Origin of the sequence: Rhodohalobacter mucosus (genome assembly GCF_003150675.1) — a bacterium.
In the GTDB taxonomy this organism is placed as follows: domain Bacteria; phylum Bacteroidota; class Rhodothermia; order Balneolales; family Balneolaceae; genus Rhodohalobacter; species Rhodohalobacter mucosus.
This window is the reverse complement of sequence record NZ_QGGB01000004.1, coordinates 25,806-50,766: the sequence shown is the minus strand read 5'-3', so window position 1 is coordinate 50,766 and position 24,961 is coordinate 25,806. Positions and strand designations below refer to the sequence as shown.

Here is a 24,961-nt window from a genome sequence, read left to right as displayed (position 1 = left end):
CACCAGTTCCGGCTTGATAAGCATTAAAAGCCTTTCTTACATTACCGTTGATTCCTTTTTGATTAACGGCCGAATGCACAATGTTTTAACTCATGCTCTATTGCATCAGGCTATAACGATCTGTCACGAACCTGCTAACTAAAGCAACTTCTTTCGCCTGATGAGAACCCTTTTCCGCACCGTTTCCCTGATTGTTTCACTACTTGGAGCCCTTTTTTGTTTCACCGGTTGCGCGGGTACTCCGGACTCATCGGGAATTACCTACTCGGTACCGCCCCAGCCGGAGCTGCCCAGCGGGTACAATCCGAAACCGGGCTGGGAGACAACAGAGTTTGCCGTAGCCGCCGCCAATCCACTCGCAACCGATGCAGGTTACCAGGTTATCAATGCAGGCGGTTCGGCAGTGGATGCGGCAATTGCAATTCAAATGGTGCTTACGCTGGTTGAACCGCAGTCGAGCGGCATTGGCGGCGGAGCTTTTCTGCTTAACTGGGACGGTAACGAACTGAAAGCCTACAACGGACGCGAAACTGCACCCGCTTCGGCAGATGAGACATATTTTCTGGACGAAAACGGGAATCCGCTGTCATATTCCGAGGCGGTACGAAGCGGACTCTCCCCGGGAATACCCGGTACGGTGGCGATGCTTTACCATGCACATCAGGAGCAGGGCATTCTGCCGTGGCAAGAGCTGTTTAAACCTGCTATAACGCTTGCGCGCGATGGGTTTCATGTGAGTCCCAGGCTGCACGGATTGCTTGAGGCAGACGAAGCGCTCCGGCAGGATTCGATTGCCAGGGATCTGTATTATGATGAGAACGGAGAAGCGCTGCCCGTCGGAAACCTTCTGAAAAATCCGGCATTGGCACAGCTGCTTCAGAAAATTGCGGATGAAGGCCCGGAGGCTTTCTACACCGGAGCAGCAGCTGAGAGTATCGTAAATCGTGTCCGTTCACACCCCAGACCGGGTATAATGACCGTTGAGGATATAAGCGTGTACAGGGATCGGGAATTTGAAGTGGAACCCATGTGCAATGAGTGGCGCCTCTGGCTGATTTGCGGCTTCCCGCCGCCCGCATCAGGGCACCTGGCCATCATGCAGATGCTGGGAATCATGGAACACCTTGAAATCCAGGGGTCCTCGTTTATAAACGGTCTCCCTGCCGTGGAGTGGCTGCATTTTTATCTTGAATCAGCCAAACTGGCCTACGCTGACCGCGCCCTATACGTTGCGGACCCGTTATATGTTGACGCACCCGCCGGTGACTGGCAGAGCCTGCTAAAAGAGGACTACCTTGCAACCCGTGCCGCCCTTATCGGCGAGCAGAGCATGGATACGGCTCAGCCCGGATATCCCAGGGAGGAGTACTCTACGGCGGGTATGATGGAGATACAGCCTGAGAGCGGAACAAGCCATATCAGCGTTATCGACAGGCAGGGCAACGCGGTGTCGATGACAACCACAATTGAGAGCGCATTCGGCAGCCGGATTATGAGCGACGGCGGGACGGGCCTGCCCGGCGGTTTTCATCTTAACAATGAACTTACCGACTTTTCAAGGGCGCCGGTTGATGAAGACGGCAATCTGATTGCAAACAGGGTGCAGGGGGGAAAACAGCCCCGGTCAAGTATGAGTCCCACTTTGGTGTTCGACCGGGAATCAGGCGAGCTGATTGCCAGCCTGGGATCACCGGGCGGTGCAGCCATCATTCACTATACGGCAAAAACCATGATAGGTATGTTTGAGTGGAACCTGAATCCCCAGCAGGCAATCGATCTTCCCAATTTCGTGAATTACAACGGCCCGACTCTACTTGAAGAGGATAGGTTTCCTCCGGCATTAATTGAAGCTCTGAGAGCTATGGGCCATGAGGTGGATGAGTCGCCGCTCACAAGCGGCCTGCAGGCGATCAGAGTGACAAAAAACGGATACTACGGCGGTGCTGACCCACGAAGGGAAGGCGTGGTTATGGGCGATTGAAAATTGCCTGTGCCGTTCAACAAATAAGCAGGTTAATCATTAATACATCATAAACAATCAACCCAATGACTTTTCTTGAATTTTTGCTGCTGCTTTTTATTGCGGGCGTTTGCGGGTCCATCGGTCAGTCTATTGCAGGCTTTTCCCGCGGCGGGTGTGTGGTATCCATTGTCGTCGGATTTATCGGTGCGCTTCTGGGGTCGTGGATCAGCACCCAGCTTGGCTGGCCGGACCTATTTAACGTTCAGATCGGGAACAGCACATTTCCGGTGATCTGGTCGATAATCGGGTCGGTCGTATTTACGGTAACGGTTGGACTATTGACCCGGAATAAATAAAATCCATCGTTTACGGCATGATGCGCTGCTGCTCAGGTGATTTTCTTTTCAATTAGATCAAACACTCCCTGAACCAGCAATGCAAGTACAGCTGCGGGAACTGCCCCTTCCAGAATAAGCTGGATATTGTCGAGCCTTATGCCTGTCAAAATTGGCTGACCGTAGCCGCCCGCACCAATCAGCGCACCCAGCGTAGCCACTCCCACATTGATGACCGCAGATGTCTTGATACCTGCCAATATAGACGGCAGAGCAAGGGGGATCTCAATCCTGCGCAGGATCACCCTTTCAGGCAAGCCCAGTGCCCGTGCAGATTCCAGGATGGGTAGTGGTATTTCTTTTATACCGGAGTGCGTATTTCTGACAATGGGGAGCAGGCTGTAGAGAAACAGGGCCGCCATGGCAGGCAGCGCCCCGATACCAAACAGAGGTATCATAAATACCAGTAGTGCAAGCGATGGAATGGTCTGCATCACCCCGACTGTCCCCAATACGGCACCTTCAAGTATATTTATCTTTACAGCCAGTATTCCCATGGGAATGGCAATCGCAATGGCCAGCGAAAGCGAAATCAAAACAAGGTAGAGGTGATCGGCAGTATTCTTTGCAAGTCGATCACGGAAACTGCTTACTGCGACGTCCGATTCAATCTGAAACGTCTCTTCAAGAAATTCCGATGCAGCAACGGCATCCGGCACCCCATCCAGTTTGACGGCAGCGTTCAATGAACTCATCTCATCGGAGCTGATTGCTCCCTCTAAACGTTCTATTGTATTTACTACAAGATCATGAACTTCAATACGATACAGTATAACGGCCTCATAGTCAGGGAAAAATGACCGGTCGTCACTCAGAACAAGAAGATCATAGTATTCAATTTCGGGATCGGTTGAATAGAGATCGATCACATCTATGCTTCCTTCATCCAGTCCGCGATAAGCCAGTGCGTGCTCAAGGCCGTCAACGCGAGCCGGACTCAGATTGTAGGCTTCGCGAAGGCCGGGCCAGCCGTCGTTGCGATCCATAAATTCATTGCTGAAACCGAAACGCAGCTGAGGATGGTCGCGCAAATCGGAGATGGTCTGTATGCCCAGTTCGCGAGCGAGGGATCGCTTCATTCCAAGGGCATAGGTATTGTTGAAACCGAGAGGTTCACTCATCCGGATTCCATACTCGTTTAATGCAGCTGATAATTCACCGGTAGTGCGGATGTCTTCGTCGGCAAGTATCTCTTCGGTAATGGTTCCGGTATAGTCAGGGTAGATATCGATTTCGCCTCTGACCAGGGCACTCCACAAAATCCGGGTGCCTCCCAGCTGTTTGTAGATCTCTGTATCCGTTCCATCCGCTTCGATCGACTGACGGATCATTTCTCCCAGTATAACAGATTCGGTAAACGCTTTTGTGCCTGTTTTTACCGGCTGCTGTGCCTGCAAGATGGTGTTCAGGCCGAAAGTGACCGCGATGCACATAAAAAGAGTTAAAAAGAAGGCTCGAACCATATCAGAGCCTCTCCAGCGGACTTCGTTGCGCATTTACAAAACGTTCCACAAAATCATTGGCGGGATGCTTCAGGATATCCTCAATGGGTCCCTGCTGGACAATTCTGCCGGAAGTCATCAATGCGATGGAATCTCCCAGGAATCCTGCTTCACCCAGATCATGCGTAACCAGCAAAACGGTTTTGCCCAGCTCTTTAAAAATATGCTGAAGATCGTTCTGCAGTTCAAACCGGACGAGCGGATCGATGGAGCCAAGCGGCTCGTCCATGAGCAGTACAGGCGGGTCGAGCATGAGTGCGCGCATAAGGCTTACGCGCTGAGCCTGACCGCCCGACAGGTTTTCCGGTTTTCTTGACAGAATAGATGGATCAATGGATGTCAGTTCGCAAAGTTCATGGATCCGTTCCTCTTCACGTTCCCGGTTCCAGCCGAGATACCGCGTTACAACGGTAAGATTTTCACGGCCTGTGAGATGCGGAAATAACCCGCCCTGCTGGATAACATATCCCATCTTCCTGCGAATCTGCAGCTTGTTTTCCTCGGTAAGTCTATCTCCGCCCACCTCTACACTGCCCGAATCCGCCGAAATGAGGCCCATGATAATTCTGAGAAGAGTGGATTTGCCGCAGCCGCTGGGGCCGATCAGTGCAACCGATGTGCCCTCATCGATTTGAAGTGATACGGAGTCCAGCACTTTTTGATCAAACGTTTTGGAAATTGATTCTGCTGCGATCATTTTTTTGCTGGTGGGGGTGATGCCTGTTTAAACAAATTCAGGGGGTGCTGACGATCATGTCATGACTTTTGAATATCTTTCAGTTTGGTAAGAGCGCGCTGATTCAGATTGGTAAAAATTTCCTCTGAAATGTCGCCTGTGGTGTACTTCATACGCAGCCATACGATGTATGTAGCCATTACATCTTCGTAGCAGTAGTGCTCAATTTCCTCCAGTTTACCCTCCCGGTACATGGCCAGCACTTCATTTCCCTCTGCGGTCTGCTTGAAAGGAACCCCGATCAGATAGCCCAGATGTTTCAGTTTTGGATAGGAGCTGGCCCCGTAGTTGCTGAACTCATCCATCAGGTCCACATTGGCTTTGCTGAACCTGTAGCGGATGTCGTAATGGCTGAGCCGGAGGGGCATCTGCATGTTGTATTTCATGGATCGATAGGTGATGAGCGGGAGGTCGAAGCCGCGCCCGTTGTGGTGCACCAGTCCAAAATCCTTGTAGGTGAGAAGGCTGTCGAACAGTGCGCTCAACCCCTCTTTTTCGTTTTCTCCGTTCCATGAAGTCTTTTGAACCGGACTTCCATCGTTTTCTACCCACAGGCCAACCCAGGAAACCATTCTGTGGTACATGGGAGGAAGAAATCCGCTCGTGTTTCGTGCAAGCTGCTCTGATGCGTTCAGAAGCAGATCATCTTCACCGGTCTCGGAATCGTTCATCACCTGCCGGACGAATTCAAAATCGGGTATGGTTTCAACATCAAAAATAAAAAACATAGGCAGGTTGGTTTGATTGGTCAGCTGCGTTCTCCGGCAATGCTTCTCTCAAATTGCAATTTGAAATCGTTCTCTGCAAGAGCGAATGACAGAAGGTGCATTGATTTGGTTACAGCCGCCTCCATGGTCATGTCGCCGGCACCGATTGCGCCCAGTTTCTGCGCTTCCCTGCCGCTGCGATAGAGACTCAGATCCACGGAATCATGTGATGCCTGCGATGTGATGATTACATGAATGTTTTTACTTCTGCATAGTTCGATAAAGGGCAGCATATTGTAAAGCCCCTTGATCGGCATGTTGCCGCTGCCGAAAGCTTCAATAATCACCGCGCGCAGACCCGAAAAGTCCATGCTCATCAGCAGGTCGGGTTTCAGGCTGGGATGCAGTTTTATCACAGCAACCGAATCGCTGAATTCTGGCATACAGCTCAGGGATGATTCTGATAAACGAATCAGATTTGAGGCAAGGCGTATGTCAATGCCGATCTCGGCGAGGGGTGGAAAGTTCGGGGATGCGAAAGCATCAAAATCACCGATACTCATTTTGGTGCTTCTGTTTCCCCTGAAAAGATGATCGTTGAAGCAGACGGCCACCTCCGGAATAGGGTGCGTGGCCAGTTCAATGGCATTCACCAGGTTTCTTCTTGCATCGCTTCGGATATTGCTCATGGGAACCTGGCTCCCGGTCATGATAACCGGTTTTGTAAGACCCTGAAGGCCGAATGACAGTGCGGAAGCGGTATAGGCCATGGTATCGGTGCCGTGCAGAACCACAAAACCGTCATAATTCTCGTAATGATCAGCAATGGTTCTGCAAAGCGTGGCCCAGTGGGTGTGATTGATATCAGAGCTGTCTTCAAAAAAGACTTTTCGAATCTCAATGCGCGCAATGTCTTCAAGTTCGGGAATCTCCCTGCAGAGCAGTTCACCCCAACGATCCGGGTTGAGTTCAGATTCGCCCTGATCAATATGCATGGCAATGGTTCCCCCGGTCTGCAGTAAAAGAATATTTTTCATATTGATTTGATCGTCAGGGCTTATAAATTACGGGGAAGATAATGAAGTGATGAGAAGTTCAGAAAGGATTTCAGATATTCGAGTGTCGAACGGTTCTGCCGGGAAGATGAAGCAGGCATGGATTTTCCCGGCTTTTCTGTGATACAGGCCCTGAGAGGGCAGGTATTTTAGAATAACAAACCGGTTAAACTACTTGATGATGCATTTAAACGGGAAAAAAACAGGAGTTGTATATGAATAATTACCCATCAGGAAAAATTCGCAATGTTGTGCTGCTCGGCCACTCCGGCTCAGGCAAAACCACGCTGGCCGAAACCATGCTTTACGAGTCGGGCATGATGCGCAAACGCGGCTCGGTTGAAAACAGAAACACGGTGTCAGATTTCAGGGACATAGAGAAGGAGAAAGAAAAATCCGTATTCGGGTCGCTCATGCACCTGGATTGGCGGGGAACCAAAGTAAACCTGTTTGATACACCGGGCACGCCCGACTTCTGGGGTCAAATCTCCGATTCACTGCATGTGGCCGATTCAGCCATGGTGCTGCTTAACAGTGAGGCGGGCGTGGAAGTAGGTACTGAAGCTTACTGGAAAGCGGCGGAGGAGAAAAACATGCCCACCATGCTGGTGGTTAATAAGCTGGACAGCGAATATTCCAATTTCCAGAAAACCGTAGACATGGCCAAAGAGCGTTTTGGCAGGGGTGTGGCGGTTGTTCAGTACCCTTACAGTGAAGGCGAAGACTTTCATGCCATCATCGATGTACTGAAGATGACCATGTATGAGTTTCCGGAAGACGGTGGAAAGCCGGATAAGCTGCCGATCCCCGATTCACAGCGTGCACAGGCTGAACTGCTGCACAATGAGCTGGTAGAAGCCGTAGCTGAGAATGACGAGACCCTGCTGGACCTCTATTTTGAAAACGGAGAACTGGATGAATACCAGATGAGGGACGGACTGAAGCTGAGCATGGATAATCGCGATATATTCCCTCTTTTTTGTACCTGTGCGCAAAGAAATATGGGAAGCGGCCGCGTGATGGGCTTCATTTGCAATGTAACTCCGGATCCGCTTCAGAGAGAACTCTCACTCGCGGATGGGGGCACTCACAGAATATCACCGGAAAAACCGCCCTCTATGTTTGTGTTTCGTACTTCATCAGAGGCACATGTGGGCGACCTCACGTTTTTCAAGGCAACCGGAGGCGAAATAGTTCATGGCAGTGAAATGATCAATCAGCGAACCGGCGACAGCATCCGTATCGGTTCACTTTATATGGATCAGGGTGAAAAACGAATGGAAGTAAACAGCGTCTCCGCAGGAGACATCGCAGTAGCCGTGAAGCTTAAGGATGTAAACTCAGGTGATACCCTGGCTGAGAAAGGTACCGAACTCGAATTTGCTCCGGTTGAATATCCCGATACGACCATACGTGTAGCGCTGAAAGTGACCAATGAAGGAGAAGAGGATAAGCTGGCCAATGCGCTGCATCAAATTGAAAAGGAAGATCCGTCCGTGAAGGTCGAACAGAGCCAGGAGCTCCAGCAAACCATTCTGCACGGTTTGGGCGAGGAACATCTTGGTGTGATACACCATCAGCTGAAAGAGCGGTTCAAGCTGGATGTTGAATTTGTAACGCCAAAAATTCCATACAGGGAAACCATTACCAAAAAGGTTGACGCGCATTACAAGCACAAAAAACAGAGCGGCGGTGCGGGACAGTATGCAGAAGTGTACCTGTCGATAGAGCCATGGTATGAAGGAATGCCGGAACGCAGCGATCTCAATGTACGCGGAGTTCAGGAGATCGACCTGGAGTGGGGAGGCAAGCTGGTATTCCAAAACTGTATTGTAGGTGGCGTAATCGACAACCGTTTTTTGCCGGCTATTTTGAAAGGGGTGATGGAGAAGATGGCGAACGGGCCGATGAGCGGTTGCCGGGCTCGTGATATCCGTGTTTCCGTTTATGACGGTTCAATGCATTCGGTTGATTCGAACGAAGCGGCATTTAAGACGGCAGGTCTAATGGCATTCAAGGAGGGCTTCCTCAACGCATCACCGCAGCTGCTTGAACCCACCTATGAAATCGAGGTGACGCTTCCGGCAGATTATATGGGGGATGTACTCAGTGATCTTAGTTCAAGGCGCGGACAAATACAGGGAATGGACTCGGAAGGGTCCATCCAGAAGATCAAAGCGCAGGTTCCGCTTCAGGAACTCGATCATTATACCACAAGGCTCAAATCGATGACGCAGGGCAGTGCAACCTACACGCGTGCATTCCACAGCTACACGCAGGTGCCCCACGATGTGCAGAAACGCGTAATGGAAGAAACCCTGGAAACGGCTGATGCATAGTATGCAGCTTTAAACCAAGTTTACGCACCGATTCAGGGTGTTGACAAAGAATCAGTTCCGGAAGAGCATTCCCATGGCGGATGTTCTATCCGGACTGTTTTTCTTTGCGTTCATGATTGGTTGAGGCTCGTTACTGCATCAGGAATAGTATCTGCTTCTTCAGCAAGTGATTCTGATTTCCACTGCGACACAGAGAGTTACTGCTCATTATTGTTCACCGGGCCAGGCAATTCCCTTATGCAATCTGAAAATTTTCAGCGTTGATTCTGAGGCAGATTTTATTTAGAATGGGTCTAAATTAAATCCCAAATTGAAAGAAAATAAAATCAATGCTTAAAAAGCTGATATATCTGTTTTTGACATCTCTCTTTCTGATGAACTGTACCGGCCAGGAAGAGGTTAATATCTACTCATCACGCCATTACGATACCGATACGGAGCTATACGACAATTTTACGGAGCAGACCGGCATAACCGTGAACCTCATTGAAGGAACGAGCGATGAACTGATTGAAAGAATCCGTAATGAAGGTGTAAACAGTCCGGCAGACGTCGTCATTACCGTGGACGCTGGGCGGCTCTGGAGAGCCAAGGAAGCGGATGTGCTTCAACCTCACGGTTCAGAAACGCTGAATGAACGGATTCCAGCCGAGATGCGGGACGAGGACGGGTACTGGGTAGGCCTGTCTGAGCGTGTACGCGGAATTGTGTACAATCGAGATGCGGTGAACCCCGAAGAGCTGCAGGGATACTGGCAGCTTGCGGAGCCTGAATGGGAAGGACGTATCTGCATTCGCTCATCAAATAATATATACAATCAATCGCTGGTTGCATCGCTCATCGAAAGCCGGGGAGAAGAAGCCACGGAAGAGTGGGCACGCGGACTGGTGAATAATTTTGCACGAGACCCGCAGGGCGGCGATACCGATCAGATCCGTGCTGTTGCAGCGGGCTTGTGTGACATTACGGTTGTTAATCACTATTACCTGGCCAGGCTGATGCAGTCGGAAGATACGGAAGACCAGGAAGTGGCTGAACAGGTTAGCATGTATTTCCCTCCGGCTGAATACGGCGGAGCGCACGTCAATATCAGCGGTGCAGGCATCGCCGTGAACTCTCCCAATATGGAGAACGCCGTCAGATTCCTGGAATATTTAGCAACCGAAGAGGCGCAAATGATCTTTGCCGTTGCGAATAATGAATTCCCTATCCTCGACTCTGTGGAGCTGCCGGGTGTACTGGGCGAATTCGGGGATTATGAAAGCGATGCAATCAATGTAACATACTATGGCGAAAATAATCCCGCAGCCATTCGTTTGATGGACCGGGCAGGGTGGAGATAAATCAAGCCAAAATATTTTCTGTGCAAAATGAGGCCGGATGCAGATATTCTACTGTCCGGCCTTTTTTTTTAAGAAATTGACCGGACCAGATCCTATTTTAAAAAAAACATCATACGGTCTCAGATTAATTAATTACCAGCATGAAACATGTTCTGATTACAGGCAGCTCAAAGGGAATCGGGCTTGCCATCGCCCGGAAACTTCTTTCCGAAAAATTTCTGGTTACGGGCACACATCATCAAACACCTTTTCCTGAAGACCTGCACCGGAATTCTGCGTTTACAGGCCTTAAGGTGGATCTCAATTCCCAGGATCACACGCAAAGAGAGCTGAAGCCGTTGTTCTTCAATAGCGTGCCGGATGTGCTGATCAATAATGCGGGAATATTCAGCGAGGCAGACTTTTCACTGCAGGATGACGAATGGCTTACTGTGTGGGACCGCACCATGAATGTAAATCTCAGGTCGGCTGCGCTGCTCTCAAAGTGGTTTGTTAACCGGCACTTTAAACATGGAAGCAAGGGTATTATTATCAATATTGCCTCAAGGGCCGCGTACAGGGGAGACACCCAGGAGTTCGCTGCATATGCTGCCTCAAAAGCCGGCATGACCGCCATGACCAAAAGTATTGCCAGGGATTTCAGCAGTAAAGGAGTGGTAGCCTATACCATCGCACCCGGCTTTATTGAAACAGATATGGCCCGTGAATCGATAAAAATTCTGGGAGAAGAAGCACTTACGAAAAACTCCGCATTCGATGAAGTTACCCAGCCAGAAGAAGTGGCCGCATTGGCAGCCTTTCTGTGCAGGGGAGAAGTGCGGCACATGACCGGCTCCACTTTCCATATCAACGGCGGATCGTACATGATTTGAGGATAGTCTTGAGGCTTGAGGCTTGAGGCTTGAAGAGTGAGAAGGCAGAGGGCAGAAGGCAAAAGTGAAAAGTGGTGACTGGCGATGTGCGATTTGTGATCTAAGAAATTTTTTTCAAACTACCCGTAACCCGCTGCGTGCAGGTCGCCGTCCCGAGACTACGTAAAAACCTCAATCTCAACCTGAGCCTCAACCTCAACCCCAACCTTAACTCTGAAAATGTCCATCCAGCAGCGTAAAAAAGATCATGTTGAGCTTACGGCAAAGGAAGATGTGTTCTACCGAAAGACAGCCGGATTTGAACGCTATGATTTTATTCATAATGCACTTCCTGAAGTGAATCCCGCGGAAGTGGATCTTTCGGCTGAACTGTTCGGACACAGATTTTCTTTTCCCCTCTTTATATCCTCGATGACCGGCGGATACACCGAAGCCGGTGCGGTAAACTCTGTTATAGCCCGGGTATGCGAAAAAATGGATCTGCCCTTTGGCGTGGGAAGCCAGCGCGCCATGCTGGAGGATCCGTCCCAGGTTGAATCGTTTTCGGTGGTCAGGGAGTATGCCCCCAATGCTTTTATCGCTGCCAATATCGGTGGTGCACAGCTCATTGGCGGATTGGATAAAACGAAAATCGATCTGCTGGTCGGCAGTATCAAAGCAGATGCAATAATCGTGCATCTGAACCCGCTTCAGGAGCTGATGCAGCCGGAGGGGGATCATGATTTTAGGAGTATTGAAAATGGGATAAAGCACCTTATTGAAAGCAGCAGCGTACCTGTGATCGTCAAAGAGACGGGGGCGGGAATTTCGGGGCAGGTCGCGCGCAGATTGCTCAGTATCGGGGCGTCCTGCATCGATGTTGCCGGTGCGGGTGGTACCAGCTGGGCCAAAGTGGAAAATCTTCGAAAAAGTGCCAAAGAACCCAAGCACCAGTTTGATGACTGGGGGATCCCAACAACAGAGTGTCTGCTGAAGATACAGCCCTTGCGAAGTAAATTTCGCTTTCAGCTGATCTCTTCAGGCGGTGTGAGGTCATCCTTTGATATTGCCAAATCGCTTGCACTGGGGGCAGATTTTGCAGCAACTGCACAGCCCGTCATCAAAGCCATTGTGGATGGAGGGGAGGATGCCTTTTTAGAACTGCTTGACCAATGGTATAGCGACATGCGAATACTGCTAACGCTTCTGGGTTGTGGCACCATACAGGAACTGAGCCGGCGTCATCTCATTGAAATAAACAGGTAAGGCGTAAACTGTTTATTCCATGTCGCAGAGGCCGGGCTAGTTAATGCCAACCCTGTTTTGCTCTTCTGCGGAACCTGAGTTGACTTCAACATTTTCAAAATCACTGCTTCCAAAATTCCAGGAAAATGAAATTGCAACAGATCTGAAATCGCGATTATAGCGCCAGACTGAACTCAATCCGTCACTTTCCAGATTGGTCCTTGCCTGCAGTATATTTGTGTTCAGAATATCGTTTGCTCTGAGTCGCAAAGTACCCTGGCCATCGCTGAAACTTTTCTGCAAACCCAGATCCAGCGTGCCCATTGGACTGGATCTTGTAATTCCCCAGACTGATTTTGAAATATACATTCCTGAAACCTCAAACAGCAGATTGTCAGTCAGGGTTATGGTATTCACAATATTTGCATTAAATCCGGCAGCTTCACCTGAGAAATTATCTTCCAGATGGGCTGACCGGTAGAATTGATACGTTCCCGTTGCGTTCAGGCGTATATTCAACCACCTGGATAAGTTCACAGGAAAACTGGAGGTGAGGGCATAGGTATCCAGATAATCCAGATTTTGGGTACTGTATGTTTGATTATCCGTATCTGAGTTGTAAACCGGTTGCCATGGAGCAATTTCATCACTGCTGTGTGAGTATGATAGAGTCACCAGGAATTGATTTCTTGAAAAACCAAGGCTAAAGTTATCGCTGATGGCAGATTTGAGGTTTGAATTTCCAGACAGGAAAGTGTTTGGATCAATAAAGAAAACAAAAGGAGCAAGGTCCCAGAAAGTGGGTCTTGTAATTCTGCGGCTATAGGAGAAATTCAGGCTATTGGGTCCCTGAAAGCCTTTTTGAATAAACAAGCTGGGGAAAAATCGACCTGTTTGCAGATCAACAATCGAGCCCTCATCAGGAGAACTTAAGTTTCTGTCAACATATTCATACCGGATTCCCGCATTGATCTGAATGCTCTCGGAAGGTGTTATATTTGAGGCTACATATGCTGCCCCGATAAACTCATTCTGGTCAGCCTCGTTACTGAACAGATTATTCATTTGAAAGGTCCCGTTTATCCTCTCATTTACCCGGACATCGTTGGAAAAATTAGAAAAGGTTCCTTTAATGCCTGTCTCAAGTGATACATATTCTGAAATCCCGTGCCGGTAATCCATCTTTGTTACCCAGAAACTAAGCGGCGTATCTTTCTCCACGTTGATGATGTCTGCAGAGTTCGGATCGATCGTGCCGCTCAGTACATCAATCTGATAATCCGATGGATTGCTGTTATTGTAATAGAGATAATCCAGATCCAGATTAAGTGTTCTGTCACTACGAAACGCATGATCGATTCCTAAATTAAGAATTCCATTCTGCCATAGATTCTTTTCCTGTATACGCTGCTCCATGGTTTGAAGTTGACCCGGGCTGGAGTGATTTAAATTCTCTGAAAAATCTGCTGTATCCCACAGACGGCGATAACCGGTCAAAATCAATTCAATGTCTGTATCTTTAGTGATGGCATATTCAATACCTGCGGTAAGATTTTGAACGGCTGTTATAGGGTCTCTGCTATTTTCAGTGCGAACGTTTTGTGTAAATCCACTCTCGGTAACAAACCTTTCGCTGAACATATGCTCTTCTGAGTTATTGTAAGAGATCGAATAGTTCAGCAGCAAAGCTACTTTTCTCTTCCTGCTGCTGAATGAAAAGTTTCCTCCGAGAGTTTCAGCGCTATTGTATCCAACATCTGTTCCAATGGTGCCCGTATATCCCAAATCCGTGTAATCTTTCATTCTGATATTGATGATGCCTGCATTTCCTTCGGCATCATACCTTGCAGGAGGGGTAGTGATTAACTCTATTTTTTCTATGTTTGATGAGCTCATACCATTCAGCATGGTAATCACGGCTTCGAGTGGCAGTCGAACAACTTTATCATTGATCATTATGATCACACCGGACTTTCCATTGAGTGACAGATTATTGCTTTGACGGTTAAGCTGAACACCCGGTGATTTTTCCAACACCTCCAGCGCGCTGCTCCCTGAAGTTGTGATTCTGCTTTGAACGTTTACGACCAGCCTGTCCACCTGCTGTTCATAAAGCGGCCGGCGGGCAGTTGCTACAACTTCTCCCAATTGTTCAAGTGATTCCTGCAGTATGATCCGCTCAAGGTTCAGCTGACTGTCATTCCTGTCGTCTAATACGATCGAACGTTCATGCTCCTTAAATCCAATCATTGATATAGAAATGATGTATGTTCCTGATTCTACGTTTTCAATTGAGAACTGACCATCTCTATCTGTTACGGCTCCTTTTACAAGTGATGAGTCTGCCGGACTGAGAATTAACACATTTGCAGAAGGTATGGGCGTATTATCGGCTTCAGAAACTGTACCTATTATCTGTACCTGAGAAATAGCATGAACAGGTAATAAGCAAAAGATAAACAGGATACCCGTGAACCATAACAGAGGATGAACATTCATAACCGGAACTGATTTTGATTGATATGTATAACCGCATCTTGATCAACACCAAAAGGGCATTCTCAAGAAGCGGCAGGCTTTTACCGGGCCTAAAACATTCATTGTCAGGTTTCCTGATTATTCAGGAATCGTTTGTCCCTATAATCAGAATTAGCTGGACGCCGGTTTAATATTCTGGTTGATGTGAAAGAAGTTATCCGGATCATATTTTGATTTGATTTTGGACAACCGGTCATAATTATCACCATAAGCTGATTGTACCAGGTCTTCGCCTTCTTCTCCGAAGCCCGAGAAATTGACATACATGCCATCTCCTGAAAATTCCTTTGCTTTATCGAGGATATCCCGCGACCAGGAGATGACTTCCTCCGATTTGCTGTAATCATCCCAGATGGAATCGACACTGAAGAGAAAAGTGGTATCACGGCTTCCAAAGGCCGTATCCTCACTTCCAACCCGATTCATTTTTCCGCCATAGTGCCAGATGGCAAATAACATAGAATCGACAGGCCTGTCATTCGCTGCTTCAATCAGAAAATCCATAGTTTCCTTGTTCAGAGACGCCAGATCCTGGGACTTAAAATAGTAGTATCGTTCATGTTTCGGGAAGAAGGGGTCAAACATTGTGTTGGCTACTGCATACGGAATTTTTCCGCTCAGATCGATCACCGGCTCATCAATATTCCGTAACTGCTGAAAAGCTTTTTCACCCTCGTCCGGATCTCCGGCATACATGGCTGTAATGGAAATTACATGCTTTCCCCTTGCCTGTTCAGGGAAATCTTCGATATCCGGTATAGCCCAAAAGAGTGCCTGTGCGCTGATTTCATCAGACGAGGATATCATAAACTCTTTCCAGGTTGAAAGTACTCTTTCTGCTATTTCAACCGGATACATTATAGCACACATCATCACGGTTGGCCCTACTTCATGAAGATGAAAAACAAAGGATGTTACAACCCCAAAATTTCCGCCACCGCCGCGCAATGCCCAGAAAAGATCAGGGTTTTCTGTTTTGCTGGCCGTAAGTAAGTTACCCTCTGCGGTTACAATTTCTACAGAGTGCAGATTGTCGCAGCTCAGCCCGTGCTTTTTCCTGAGCCATCCCAGTCCGCCTCCAAGCGTGAGTCCTGCAACCCCGGTAGTGGATACCACACCGCCCGGAGCCGCCAGTCCGAAGACCTGTGTTTCGCGGTCCAGATCGCCCCAGGTTGCGCCACCCTGTACCCGTGCGAGTTTCTTCGGTGCATCAACGTGCACTGCTCGCATTCGAGACAGATCAATAACCATTCCGTCATCGACAAGAGCCGTTCCTGCTACATTGTGACCTCCGCCCCGAACGGATACCTCAATATTGTTATTCCGTGCAAATTTTACGGCATCGATCACATCTGCCGTCCCGCTGCACTGTGCTATCAGGGATGGATGTTTATCGATGTATCCGTTCCAGACTTGCCGTTCCTTATCGTAATCTGAATTATCTGGCAGAATTAAACGACCTCTGAAAGTAGATTGCAGCTCCTCAATATTCATTATGTGTTACCGATGGGTTGTTGATTGTTAATAAAAAGCATCTGTTTTACGGGTTCACCGTGCCGCTTCAAGTTGCTGTACGCCGGATCATTTGCAAAGAATACGAGTCTGCCTATCCTACGATTGACTAAGCGGAGAGTGATGCTCGTGCACGATTTTCCAATCCCCTTGATTATTTTTAGCAAACACCAGGCTGATCTGGTCATTCACTACGGCCAGTTCTTCTTCAAACTGCAGGTGAAAGTCGGAATGGAAGGTAACAACGGCTACATTTTCGTGATAAACGGCAATCTTCAGATCATTTGCGTCCATTCTTACAACTTCCAGGACACTGCCAAACACACCGCGTTCAAAGGCTTCGTTTTCCACTCCACCGTTTCTTGGAGCCCCCTGTTTGAATTCTGTAAATTTGGGGCCATAAGCGTGAAAAGAAATTAGTTTGTCAATGTCTCCGGCTTTGACGCTCTCCACAATTTCATTCCACGTCTGCATGATTTCGGCTTTCTCTGCAGGATATTCCGCCGCTATTCCATCATTGGATTGAGCCTGGCATGCGGTGCATATCAAACTTGTTAGAAGGGTGCCAATCAGAAAAATTTTGTATAAACTGTTCATAATAAACTCCATCTGTGGGGTTAAATATTTTTGTCAGTTTATAAATACTTCCGGGTCTGAATCTCTTCAACCTCATTTGTTTCAATATTTGCAACATTTGTTGCACTGCCCGCAGGGAATCACCCTTTCCAATATAGCTTACCGGACTTTTTTCTGTATGTAACTAAACTTCAACCTTTATTCTGGACGGTGAGATGCCAAACTTTTCTTTGAAGCACTTGGAGAAATACGATGGATTTGAAAAGCCCAACTCATACGCAATTTCCGAGATCGATAATTTTCTCTCTTTAATCAGGTTCAGTGCATTTCTAAGCCTGATATCCCTGATAAATTGAACCGGGGAGGTGTTAGACATAGAGTTTATTTTCCTGTACAGTTGAGCTCTGCTCAGTCGCATCTCTTTACTCAATTTATCAATGGTAAAATTGTCTTTAGAAATATTGATGCTAATAAGCTCAAACAAATGCTCAATAAACTCCTGATCAGACTTGTCGATTATGGTGATATCAGGAACATCCATTTCTGTTCTGCAGAATACACTTATTTCCTGAAATTCAACCGGTAGTACAATTTTTCCATTTTCAGCAATTTTACAATACCACATACTTTGGTTGAGTGCTTTTTGAAATATCCGGTCATCCATAGAAGTAACCGGTTCTCCGATACACAATCCCATGGTGAACCTGAAATTCCATTCGTTGGGAGGATACTGATTTTGATGGGAGAGAAATTCCTCCTGAATCTCTTTTGCGCAAAGAAGACAGCTTTCCGGGGTTTTAAAAACAGCGATGACCCGATCATAGGACAATTGGTTTATAACGTTACCATTGTTTTTTAAAATGAGTCGCTCTGCAGCTTCAAGCGGTTTCCGGGGTAATTTTAATTCATCAAAATCGATAAACCCGGACAACCGGGTTACAGCGATGATATCCAGGTTCAGGATAAATCGATACCCACCATCCGGTGTTCCATTTTCATCAATAACTAAGTCGTTTTTATCTCTCAGGTCTTTTCCCATAAATGCTGAGTAAAGGCCTCCCTCAACTTCAACTATGTTGCACGTTTCTATCCCATTAGCCAGCAGATGAGTCTTACGAATGGCTTCTTTGTTTGGGGCCTTCATCAAGCAAAAAACCTTGCCACTCTCTTCATTAACCCAATATGCCAGGTATTTTACGTCAAATTTTTCCTGAACTGCCAGGTCTTTCAGATGTGCTTTCTCGGCTTCCTGAATTTTAATTCCGGGCGTATCGTGACAATCCATGTATAAAGGCATATAAAAGAAATTTTTAGAAAGGAGTAGTTCAATCTAGAAAAAATAATGAGATTTCAAATTAACGACTCTGAAATGCTATCTTGTAAATTCCTGTAAGTGCACTAATAACATACATGATTACAGGGATTAAAATTTTTCTAAAAAGTTCAAAAATTTTACTTATCGGACCACTTTTTCTGATAACCGGAAGGAGAGAGGCCATACTGTTCCCTGAACACCCTGCTGAAATGCGACGTATTTTTAAACCCGCAATCAAAGGCTATATCACCAACGGATTTATTTCCGGATTTCAACATGCTTTCTGCCCTCTGTAACCTTCTTTCCGTAAGCCACTTCCCGGGCGTGGTATTGTAATGTTCTTTAAATTCCCTCTTAAACGTGGATAAGCTGCGATTGGCTATGGTAGCGAAGTCCCGGATTTTCAGGTTGTACATGTAATTTGCCTCCATAACCTCCCAGATGGCCGATTGATAATTTTCTGCAATGCTTTGGATGTAGGCCAGAATGTGTTTGTTATCCGGGTGGGATAAAATGTTGAAAAGCAATTCCTTGAATTTGTTTTCAAAGACGTTGTCAGGAAGCGTTTTATTTTCCAGAATGTATGGAATGAAACTTTGATAGCTATTCTTGATGTGGTCATCAATTGCAAACGGCTCAAACATAATTTTGTTCGGGGCCGGTAAATCTTCCAATGATAAATGAGGCCTGAATTCTTCAAATAACGATCTCAGGTAGTGATCTCGAAGGTAAAATATAAGCACATCCCACCCTTGGTAATCGTCGGGCAGCTCCTGCATGAAAGCACATTTTTTGACAATCAGGCCATTATCAGGTGTGGCAACCCAACGATGATTTCCCTGCTTAAGAATACGTTTGCCGCTCAGTGTAAAATTAAACTGAATGTACTTTGAGTAGAGCTGCAGTACCTTTTCGCGCTGAGGACATGAGTAATGAAGGAAAAGCGTGTCTTTCAACGAAAACTGGCGGAACAGGTCAGGATTGGAAATTTGTGCTTCATAAAGGTCCATAGTACGTTATGAAGTTGCCGATATAATTGTGAGCCCTTCAAGGTCAGGGTACGTATAAATATGCAGGCAGGCAATAAGAAGAGAAGCATAAAATGGCAGACATTTCTGATCATCCGCTCACTCCCCATAGGATAAGCGTAAGAGTCCATCGAGTCTGCTTTATATGATAGAAATCAGTTTTTCTGAATAGTTTTAATAACTATAAGCCCTGCAACTCATAAAATTCCGGATCAACTGCGTTGGGGGGCATAGCGGTTTTCTTCACGTACAGCCATTTGATCATTAACCAGCGGCAGCCCCGTAGCAGTCTGGTTTTCATTTTACATACACACTGGACCAAAGTTATTAATGTAATTCTATTTAGACTATCTCTAAATGTATCTCTATATATTTATTTTAATCCGGCGATTGGTATTATGGTAAAAAATACGAATCAAATCTTTGAACCATGCCTATCAGAATAGCAAGCAGCTGTGGACAGTGCACCTCATTTACAGCCGCCAACTTTTGTAACACACATGAAGTGAAGGTAAACGAAAAATACACCTGCGATCAGTTCAGCAGTGAAGGCGACCTGAACAAGTCCATTGACTGCGGTACGTGTGCACGATTTAAGCGGGAAGACTGCGTACACCCCGACATTGCCACAAAAGGGATGCTTTGCACCAGCTGGGCGCCAAAGATATAGCAGCTAATTGGTCCTTCCTGCATTTCAAAATGAACTACAGGTGCATCTGTGTTCACTTATAGATCGTTTACCGCGTTACTATCGCTGGGCATACGCATATGGGCCACTTTACTATTTCTATCCGTAAGTTGACGTTTATTTGGCATACATAAGACCTTCAGGCGGTATAGAACCGATGTGTTGAAGCTGAAATGTGGAGATACCAGCCAAAATACTTTTTCTGCTTATCACAGACGGATATAAATCCAATCCACAAAAGACCTGCGGGGATTCTGTTTTTTCGGGAGAACCTTCATCTGTATTTATCGGGGCTCTGCGTCTTCTCTTAATTTTTTTGATAATGCATCTACAAAAAAAGCCTCTACCCTAATTGAATAGGATAGAGGCTTTTAGAAGCTCCCCGGGTAGGATTCGAACCTACGACCAATTGATTAACAGTCAACTGCTCTGCCACTGAGCTACCGAGGAATAAATATCGATAAAGAACTCGCTCTGTGAAGTTCAGAGCCTCAAATATACGGGGTTGCGATAACGGAAGTCAAGATAAAAAAAGCTTTTTTTTAAGCTGGCCGTATATAAAAAAAGCCGCTTGGTAAAGCGGCTTGTAAGTCAGTTACCAAACAGGTCTAAACTTCTCCGGAGTTTTTCATGTCCTGGATTTCCAATCGTATTTCCTGAGCTACTTTCTTCAGTTCCTGGAGCTGTTTTCTGGCCCGGGTACCGGCAGCTTTGTTTCCTTTTTCATAGAACTTGTTCATATCCACTTCAAGATCGGCTACCATCGATTGTATCTGTTCAATTCTGTTCATTATAACTCCATTGGTTAGTTAATGTTTGTCCATATCTAAATCGTTGGAATCTGCCGTAAAACTATTGAACAGAGGGGTAAGGGGCAAATAAAAAACCCCATTTTAACGAATTAAATCAGGTTTTAGCTTTAAGAGACAACACTTTTGCATTGATTCCGCAATCTATTAGAATAGATCAGCTGATGTAAGTATGAATGATTCCTGCCGGTTCCTGAAACCCTCAGGGACGTGTGTTTCCAGCTCTTTTTGTCTAAGTGTTCCCGGTGATATGCTCATGGGAAAATCACCCTTGATCACACTGCTTTGATCATCCGTGCTGAAAAGAATCGTCTCATCGATGCCAAGGGAATTCTTTAGCGATACAGTCAGTTCCGCGAGGGGTGCAAAAAACGGTTTTTCTGAACCTGAATGATGGATCAGATTTGAGAGCAGCAAAACCGGGTGGTCGGGAAAACGGGCAAATTGACCGGCATCAACCGAGATTCCGGATTCGCCATAGCTTATCAGTTCTTTCTGGTAGCCGTTAAGTCCAATCGTGGAAATTCCCTGGTCGGCAAACAGCGCAACCAGTCTGTGATTCAGATCTTTCACAGCCCTGATTCTGGCATCCTCCCGCATCATTCCGGTTTGGATAAGGCGGTCGGTGTACTCACTGTCTTCATGCAGAATAATCCCTCTTTTTTCCTTTCGCGAAAGTGCTTTTGTAAACGCATTTAAAAACATGCTGTTGTCGAGATGCTCGTACGAGAGTACTGCGATGTAATCCATCTTATTTTTTTAATTTGTGGGACGTAAATCCAAAGGGTAATAGGTCTGAAACAATGTGCTTGGATAACGTTCCGTCACCGTGATAGAGTTCCGTGTCTGCATCGGGCATAACTTCCAGCAATACCTGCCTGCATGCTCCGCAGGGGCTTACAAAATCCGCTTCCGGTGCATAAATATGTATTGATTTAAATTGGGTGTAGCCCGCCGTCAGGGCCCTTGAAATTGCCACTCTCTCTGCACAGAGTCCAAGTGCCCAGGAGCTTAATTCGATATTTACTCCACGGATATATCCCTTTTCCGTCTGCAGCAATGCAGAGACCGGAAAGCCTGAGTTGGGTGTCACGGACTTTTCGGTCAAAACGTCCAGTTCTTTTTTGATGTCGGGTATGGATGGCACCAGAGGATCAAACAGCTTTAACGGACTGTCGGGCAGTTTGCCTCCCGGCTTCATATCGTATTCATCAGCCCAAACCTGAAGGAGCTCAGGCTGGTGGTCTCCCGTATAATACTCAACGGGGTTATCACTGTTCGCCAGGCAGCTGCATACTGCTGCCTGGACAGACGAAATGGTTAACGGGTAGGAGACATTTTCGATGCGTACACCGGGATAGAAGGTGCCTGACTCTCCCTTCACATAACATGTATTTTGATTTCCGGAATAGGGGGTATAACCGTTGATCATAAACTCTGTTCTTTATCTGATACAATACTTCCCAGAACCGTATCTGCCACTTTTGCCCTGACTTCCCCGATGCCGCTTCCGTAGCTGCGGTTGGGGTGTACACGGTTAGTAAGAAGTATTATTGCTGTTTCCCGGTCAGGATCGATCCAGATGGACGTACCTGTGAAACCGGTATGGCCAAACGTATTGGGCCCCGACAGGCTGCCTGCCGTACTGAATCCGCTGCTTTTTCTGTCGAATCCAAAACCCCGGTTACTGAGTTCAGAGCGTTGTTCTGTAAACTCATTTATTACACTATCCGACAGGTACCTTTCACCGGCATAAAGGCCTCCGTTCAGTAGCATATACGAATATACGGCAAGGTCACGGGCGGTTGAAAAAAGCCCCGCATGGCCGGCCACTCCTTCCATATAGTAGGCCCGTTCGTCATGTACTACTCCCTGAACAAGCCCCCTTTCATAAACCGTATCGATTTCGGTCGGGGGGATCCTGTTCGACATCCAGCCGCCAACGGCGGATGGATTGAAATGTGTGGAGTACATGCCCATAGGATAGAACATTTCTGTGCGGACGTAACGGTCAAGGCGGCGGCCGGAAACCTGTTCGACAATCTCGCCCAGCAGTATAAAGCCAAGGTCGCTGTACTCGTACTCCTCGCCGGGGTCGGAAATGAGTGGTTCGCGCCGAACCGCGCTGATGATTTCATCCCGGGTCTGAAGTTCATCAACATATACCTTAAAGGCCGGCAGTCCGGATGTATGAAGCAGCAGGTGACGTATGGTAACGTTCTTCTTAATGCCTTCACTAAATTCCGGGATGTATTGCTGAACCGGATCATCCAGGCCGATTAGTCCCTCATCCACAAGCTTCATTATAGATGTTGTAGTGGCAACCACTTTGGTCAGAGATGCAAGGTCGTACACTTCATTCGCTGAGATTTCTTTGGTTTTTGAATAGTCGTAATATCCGTATCCGTTGTTCCAGACCAGGGCACCTTTGTGCATAACAGCCACAACTCCACCGGGAAATACGGAATCGTTAATGGCTTCCTGCATGATCATATCAATGGCAAGAAGTGAATCTCCACTCATGCCTACAGCTTCAGGCGTGTCATATCGAAGGGTTGATTGACGCATTTCAATGCCGTCGCCTATTTCATACATACCGGGAATTCGGATAGGCAGTTGTCCGGTAATGTGGGAGGCTCCAAACAGTGCCGGAACAGTCTGGTCAATTTGAGAACGGCTTGCCGACCAGGCCATCAGATGAACATCGGCATCGGGAACGTCGCGCACCACATAGGGATTGCCAAATGCCATGAGAACAGACGGTGTTTCACCGGCCGTCAGTTCATTGATTATCTCAAGCTGCTCAGGCTGTATCTGCATCGGCTGGGATGAACGTACAACAATAAACGATCCTATAATGATAAGATCTGCCTTCATTGCGTCCTTTCTCATCTCGTCTATCTCTTCTTCCGAGGTTCTGCGGTCGAGCACATGAAACGAAACATTGTTATGATATTTTCTAAGCTCGCGTGCCCATCCGGAACCTGTTGAACCGGATTGGTCATCCGACAGCGCAACAGCCAGTACATTCAGGTAATCGACATCTCTGACCGGAAGTACATTTCCGTCATTTTTAAGAAGGGTCACCGACTCGCGGGCAATTCGCTCCGATATGGCTCTGTACTCCGGCGTATCGATGGTATAGCTGAGGTCATCGGTGTTAACCATTCTGTTTTCAAACAGGCCATGCTCGGCTTTCAAAGACAAAATTTTTCGTACCGACCGGTCAATCCGTTCTTCTGAAATGGTGCCGGACTGCACCGCACGCTTCAGTTCGTGGATGGCGGTCATTTCATCGGGACTGATCAGCATTTTATCGGCTCCGGCCTTCAGAGCGAGCACTACCGCTTCTCCGGGTGAAAAATTTGCTGCAATACCCTGCATTTCCAGACCGTCGGTAACAACAAGGCCGTTAAATCCAAGCTCATCGATTAAAAGCGATCGAAGTATGCTTTCATCAAGTGTTCCGGGCAGGTTGCCGTTTGTGCTTACGTTCGGATACGCTATGTGTGCACTCATCACGCTCCGCAGCCCGTTATTAACCGCTTTTCGGAACGGCACCAGTTCGATCTCCTCAAGCCTCGTAATTCCATGATTGATTACGGGGAGGTTTAAATGCGAATCCACATCGGTATCGCCGTGGCCGGGAAAATGCTTGGCGGTGGCAAGAATACCCTCGCTTTCTATGCCTTCAATCATATTCATTCCAAACAGGGCTACAAGATCAGGATCTGCTGAAAATGAACGCACATTGATGACCGGATTGTCCGGATTGTTGTTCACATCAAGTACGGGAGCATAAATCTGGTGAACTCCCAGAGCTTTTGCTTCTCTCGCGGTAATTTTACCCTTCAGATATGCATTTTCGGGATTACCGGTAGCCGCAACACCCATTGCAGGAGTAAAGCGCGTGGTACCCTCCACACGCATTGCAGCACCGAACTCCATGTCCTGCGAAACCCAAAGCGGGAGTTTTGCGGTTCGTTGCAGCTTGTTGTGCAGGATTGCCTGTCCGTATACATCACCCCGGAAAAAGATTATCCCTCCGATATGGTAGTCACGGATAAGCCGCTTAAGCCTTAAGAAGCCGGGATCGTGTTCATTTGTGAAGCTGCCGTAAGCAGGCACGGAGAAGAGCTGACCTATTTTTTCATCCAGCGTAAGGCTGTTCAGCATGGAATCGACCGGTATGGTTCCGCTCATCTCTGAAATGCGTTCGATATGCCCGTTCGAGGGCTGCGGTTCGGACAAATGGGTTCTGTCGGTCGTTTTCAACTCAAAGGGTTCCGAACTTTTACAGCCTCCCAGGTATAATATTGCAGAGGCCAGTAGTATACAGACAACCGCATTCGAAAAATA

At 47.3% G+C, this 24,961-nt stretch carries 20 protein-coding genes and 1 tRNA gene; 7 read left to right on the top strand and 14 right to left on the bottom strand.

Annotated features, from left to right (window positions below; genetic code table 11):
- Window positions 1-160: 160 nt before the first annotated feature.
- Both ggt and DDZ15_RS05270 read left to right on the top strand, forming a co-directional pair.
- Window positions 161-1,981, top strand: coding sequence for a gamma-glutamyltransferase (ggt, locus tag DDZ15_RS05275; RefSeq protein WP_109645852.1), 1,821 nt, complete (start codon window positions 161-163; stop codon window positions 1,979-1,981).
- A gap of 65 nt (window positions 1,982-2,046) precedes the next feature.
- Window positions 2,047-2,319 carry a GlsB/YeaQ/YmgE family stress response membrane protein gene (locus tag DDZ15_RS05270; RefSeq protein ID WP_109645850.1) on the top strand — a complete coding sequence of 91 codons (273 nt, stop codon included), beginning with the start codon at window positions 2,047-2,049 and terminating at the stop codon, window positions 2,317-2,319.
- A gap of 32 nt (window positions 2,320-2,351) precedes the next feature.
- On the opposite strand, the gene DDZ15_RS05265 is transcribed toward DDZ15_RS05270, so the two are convergent.
- Genes DDZ15_RS05265 through DDZ15_RS05250 form a run of 4 tightly spaced genes read right to left on the bottom strand, consistent with a single transcriptional unit; the run spans window position 2,352 to window position 6,340 of the window.
- Window positions 2,352-3,854: an ABC transporter permease/substrate-binding protein gene (locus tag DDZ15_RS05265; RefSeq protein ID WP_242978898.1), complete on the bottom strand. Its 1,503-nt coding sequence runs from the start codon at window positions 3,852-3,854 to the stop codon at window positions 2,352-2,354.
- Window positions 3,823-4,557 (bottom strand): ATP-binding cassette domain-containing protein, encoded by a 735-nt coding sequence (locus DDZ15_RS05260; protein WP_109645846.1) that lies wholly within the window; start codon window positions 4,555-4,557, stop codon window positions 3,823-3,825. Before DDZ15_RS05260 ends, DDZ15_RS05265 begins: the two co-directional genes overlap by 32 nt.
- A 59-nt stretch (window positions 4,558-4,616) precedes the next feature.
- The gene (locus DDZ15_RS05255; RefSeq protein WP_109645844.1) at window positions 4,617-5,324 is read right to left on the bottom strand and encodes a ribonuclease H-like domain-containing protein; all 708 of its coding nucleotides are present in this window, start codon (window positions 5,322-5,324) and stop codon (window positions 4,617-4,619) included.
- A gap of 20 nt (window positions 5,325-5,344) precedes the next feature.
- On the bottom strand, window positions 5,345-6,340 hold the full coding sequence (locus DDZ15_RS05250; protein WP_109645842.1) for an asparaginase: 996 nt from the start codon (window positions 6,338-6,340) through the stop codon (window positions 5,345-5,347).
- A gap of 233 nt (window positions 6,341-6,573) precedes the next feature.
- On the opposite strand from DDZ15_RS05250, the gene DDZ15_RS05245 reads away from it, so the two are divergent.
- The 4 genes from DDZ15_RS05245 to fni all read left to right on the top strand — a co-directional run bounded on the left by DDZ15_RS05245 (window position 6,574) and on the right by fni (window position 12,157).
- Window positions 6,574-8,697, top strand: coding sequence for an elongation factor G (locus tag DDZ15_RS05245; protein WP_109645840.1), 2,124 nt, complete (start codon window positions 6,574-6,576; stop codon window positions 8,695-8,697).
- Between the two features lie 329 nt (window positions 8,698-9,026).
- Entirely contained in the window at window positions 9,027-10,040 is a 1,014-nt protein-coding gene (locus DDZ15_RS05240) for a Fe(3+) ABC transporter substrate-binding protein (protein WP_109645838.1), read from the top strand.
- 140 nt (window positions 10,041-10,180) lie between these two features.
- Window positions 10,181-10,912 (top strand): SDR family NAD(P)-dependent oxidoreductase, encoded by a 732-nt coding sequence (locus DDZ15_RS05235; RefSeq protein WP_109645836.1) that lies wholly within the window; start codon window positions 10,181-10,183, stop codon window positions 10,910-10,912.
- A gap of 219 nt (window positions 10,913-11,131) precedes the next feature.
- Window positions 11,132-12,157: a type 2 isopentenyl-diphosphate Delta-isomerase gene (gene fni / locus DDZ15_RS05230; protein WP_109645834.1), complete on the top strand. Its 1,026-nt coding sequence runs from the start codon at window positions 11,132-11,134 to the stop codon at window positions 12,155-12,157.
- Between the two features lie 36 nt (window positions 12,158-12,193).
- Here fni and DDZ15_RS05225 read toward each other — a convergent pair whose 3' ends face one another.
- The 5 genes from DDZ15_RS05225 to DDZ15_RS05205 all read right to left on the bottom strand — a co-directional run bounded on the left by DDZ15_RS05225 (window position 12,194) and on the right by DDZ15_RS05205 (window position 19,087).
- Entirely contained in the window at window positions 12,194-14,635 is a 2,442-nt protein-coding gene (locus DDZ15_RS05225; RefSeq protein WP_109645832.1) for a TonB-dependent receptor, read from the bottom strand.
- Window positions 14,636-14,785: 150 nt separating this feature from the next.
- Entirely contained in the window at window positions 14,786-16,168 is a 1,383-nt protein-coding gene (locus DDZ15_RS05220) for an FAD-binding oxidoreductase (protein WP_109645830.1), read from the bottom strand.
- Window positions 16,169-16,285: 117 nt separating this feature from the next.
- Window positions 16,286-16,783, bottom strand: coding sequence for a YybH family protein (locus DDZ15_RS05215; RefSeq protein WP_109645986.1), 498 nt, complete (start codon window positions 16,781-16,783; stop codon window positions 16,286-16,288).
- Window positions 16,784-16,946: 163 nt separating this feature from the next.
- Window positions 16,947-18,059 carry a nickel-binding protein gene (locus tag DDZ15_RS05210; RefSeq protein WP_109645829.1) on the bottom strand — a complete coding sequence of 371 codons (1,113 nt, stop codon included), beginning with the start codon at window positions 18,057-18,059 and terminating at the stop codon, window positions 16,947-16,949.
- 155 nt (window positions 18,060-18,214) lie between these two features.
- The gene (locus DDZ15_RS05205; RefSeq protein WP_109645827.1) at window positions 18,215-19,087 is read right to left on the bottom strand and encodes a helix-turn-helix domain-containing protein; all 873 of its coding nucleotides are present in this window, start codon (window positions 19,085-19,087) and stop codon (window positions 18,215-18,217) included.
- A gap of 448 nt (window positions 19,088-19,535) precedes the next feature.
- On the opposite strand from DDZ15_RS05205, the gene DDZ15_RS05200 reads away from it, so the two are divergent.
- Entirely contained in the window at window positions 19,536-19,775 is a 240-nt protein-coding gene (locus DDZ15_RS05200; RefSeq protein ID WP_109645825.1) for a hypothetical protein, read from the top strand.
- Window positions 19,776-20,171: 396 nt separating this feature from the next.
- Here the strand turns inward: DDZ15_RS05200 and DDZ15_RS05195 are convergent.
- From DDZ15_RS05195 to DDZ15_RS05175, 5 genes are all read right to left on the bottom strand, one after another.
- Window positions 20,172-20,243, bottom strand: a tRNA-Asn gene (locus DDZ15_RS05195).
- 158 nt (window positions 20,244-20,401) lie between these two features.
- The gene (locus DDZ15_RS05190; protein WP_109645823.1) at window positions 20,402-20,584 is read right to left on the bottom strand and encodes a histone H1; all 183 of its coding nucleotides are present in this window, start codon (window positions 20,582-20,584) and stop codon (window positions 20,402-20,404) included.
- 165 nt (window positions 20,585-20,749) lie between these two features.
- Window positions 20,750-21,352: a hypothetical protein gene (locus tag DDZ15_RS05185; RefSeq protein ID WP_109645821.1), complete on the bottom strand. Its 603-nt coding sequence runs from the start codon at window positions 21,350-21,352 to the stop codon at window positions 20,750-20,752.
- Between the two features lies 1 nt (window position 21,353).
- Window positions 21,354-22,034: a cytidine deaminase gene (locus DDZ15_RS05180; protein WP_109645819.1), complete on the bottom strand. Its 681-nt coding sequence runs from the start codon at window positions 22,032-22,034 to the stop codon at window positions 21,354-21,356.
- The gene (locus tag DDZ15_RS05175; RefSeq protein WP_158278623.1) at window positions 22,031-24,853 is read right to left on the bottom strand and encodes a serine hydrolase domain-containing protein; all 2,823 of its coding nucleotides are present in this window, start codon (window positions 24,851-24,853) and stop codon (window positions 22,031-22,033) included. The genes DDZ15_RS05180 and DDZ15_RS05175 overlap by 4 nt, the downstream gene beginning before the upstream one ends.
- Window positions 24,854-24,961: the final 108 nt, after the last annotated feature.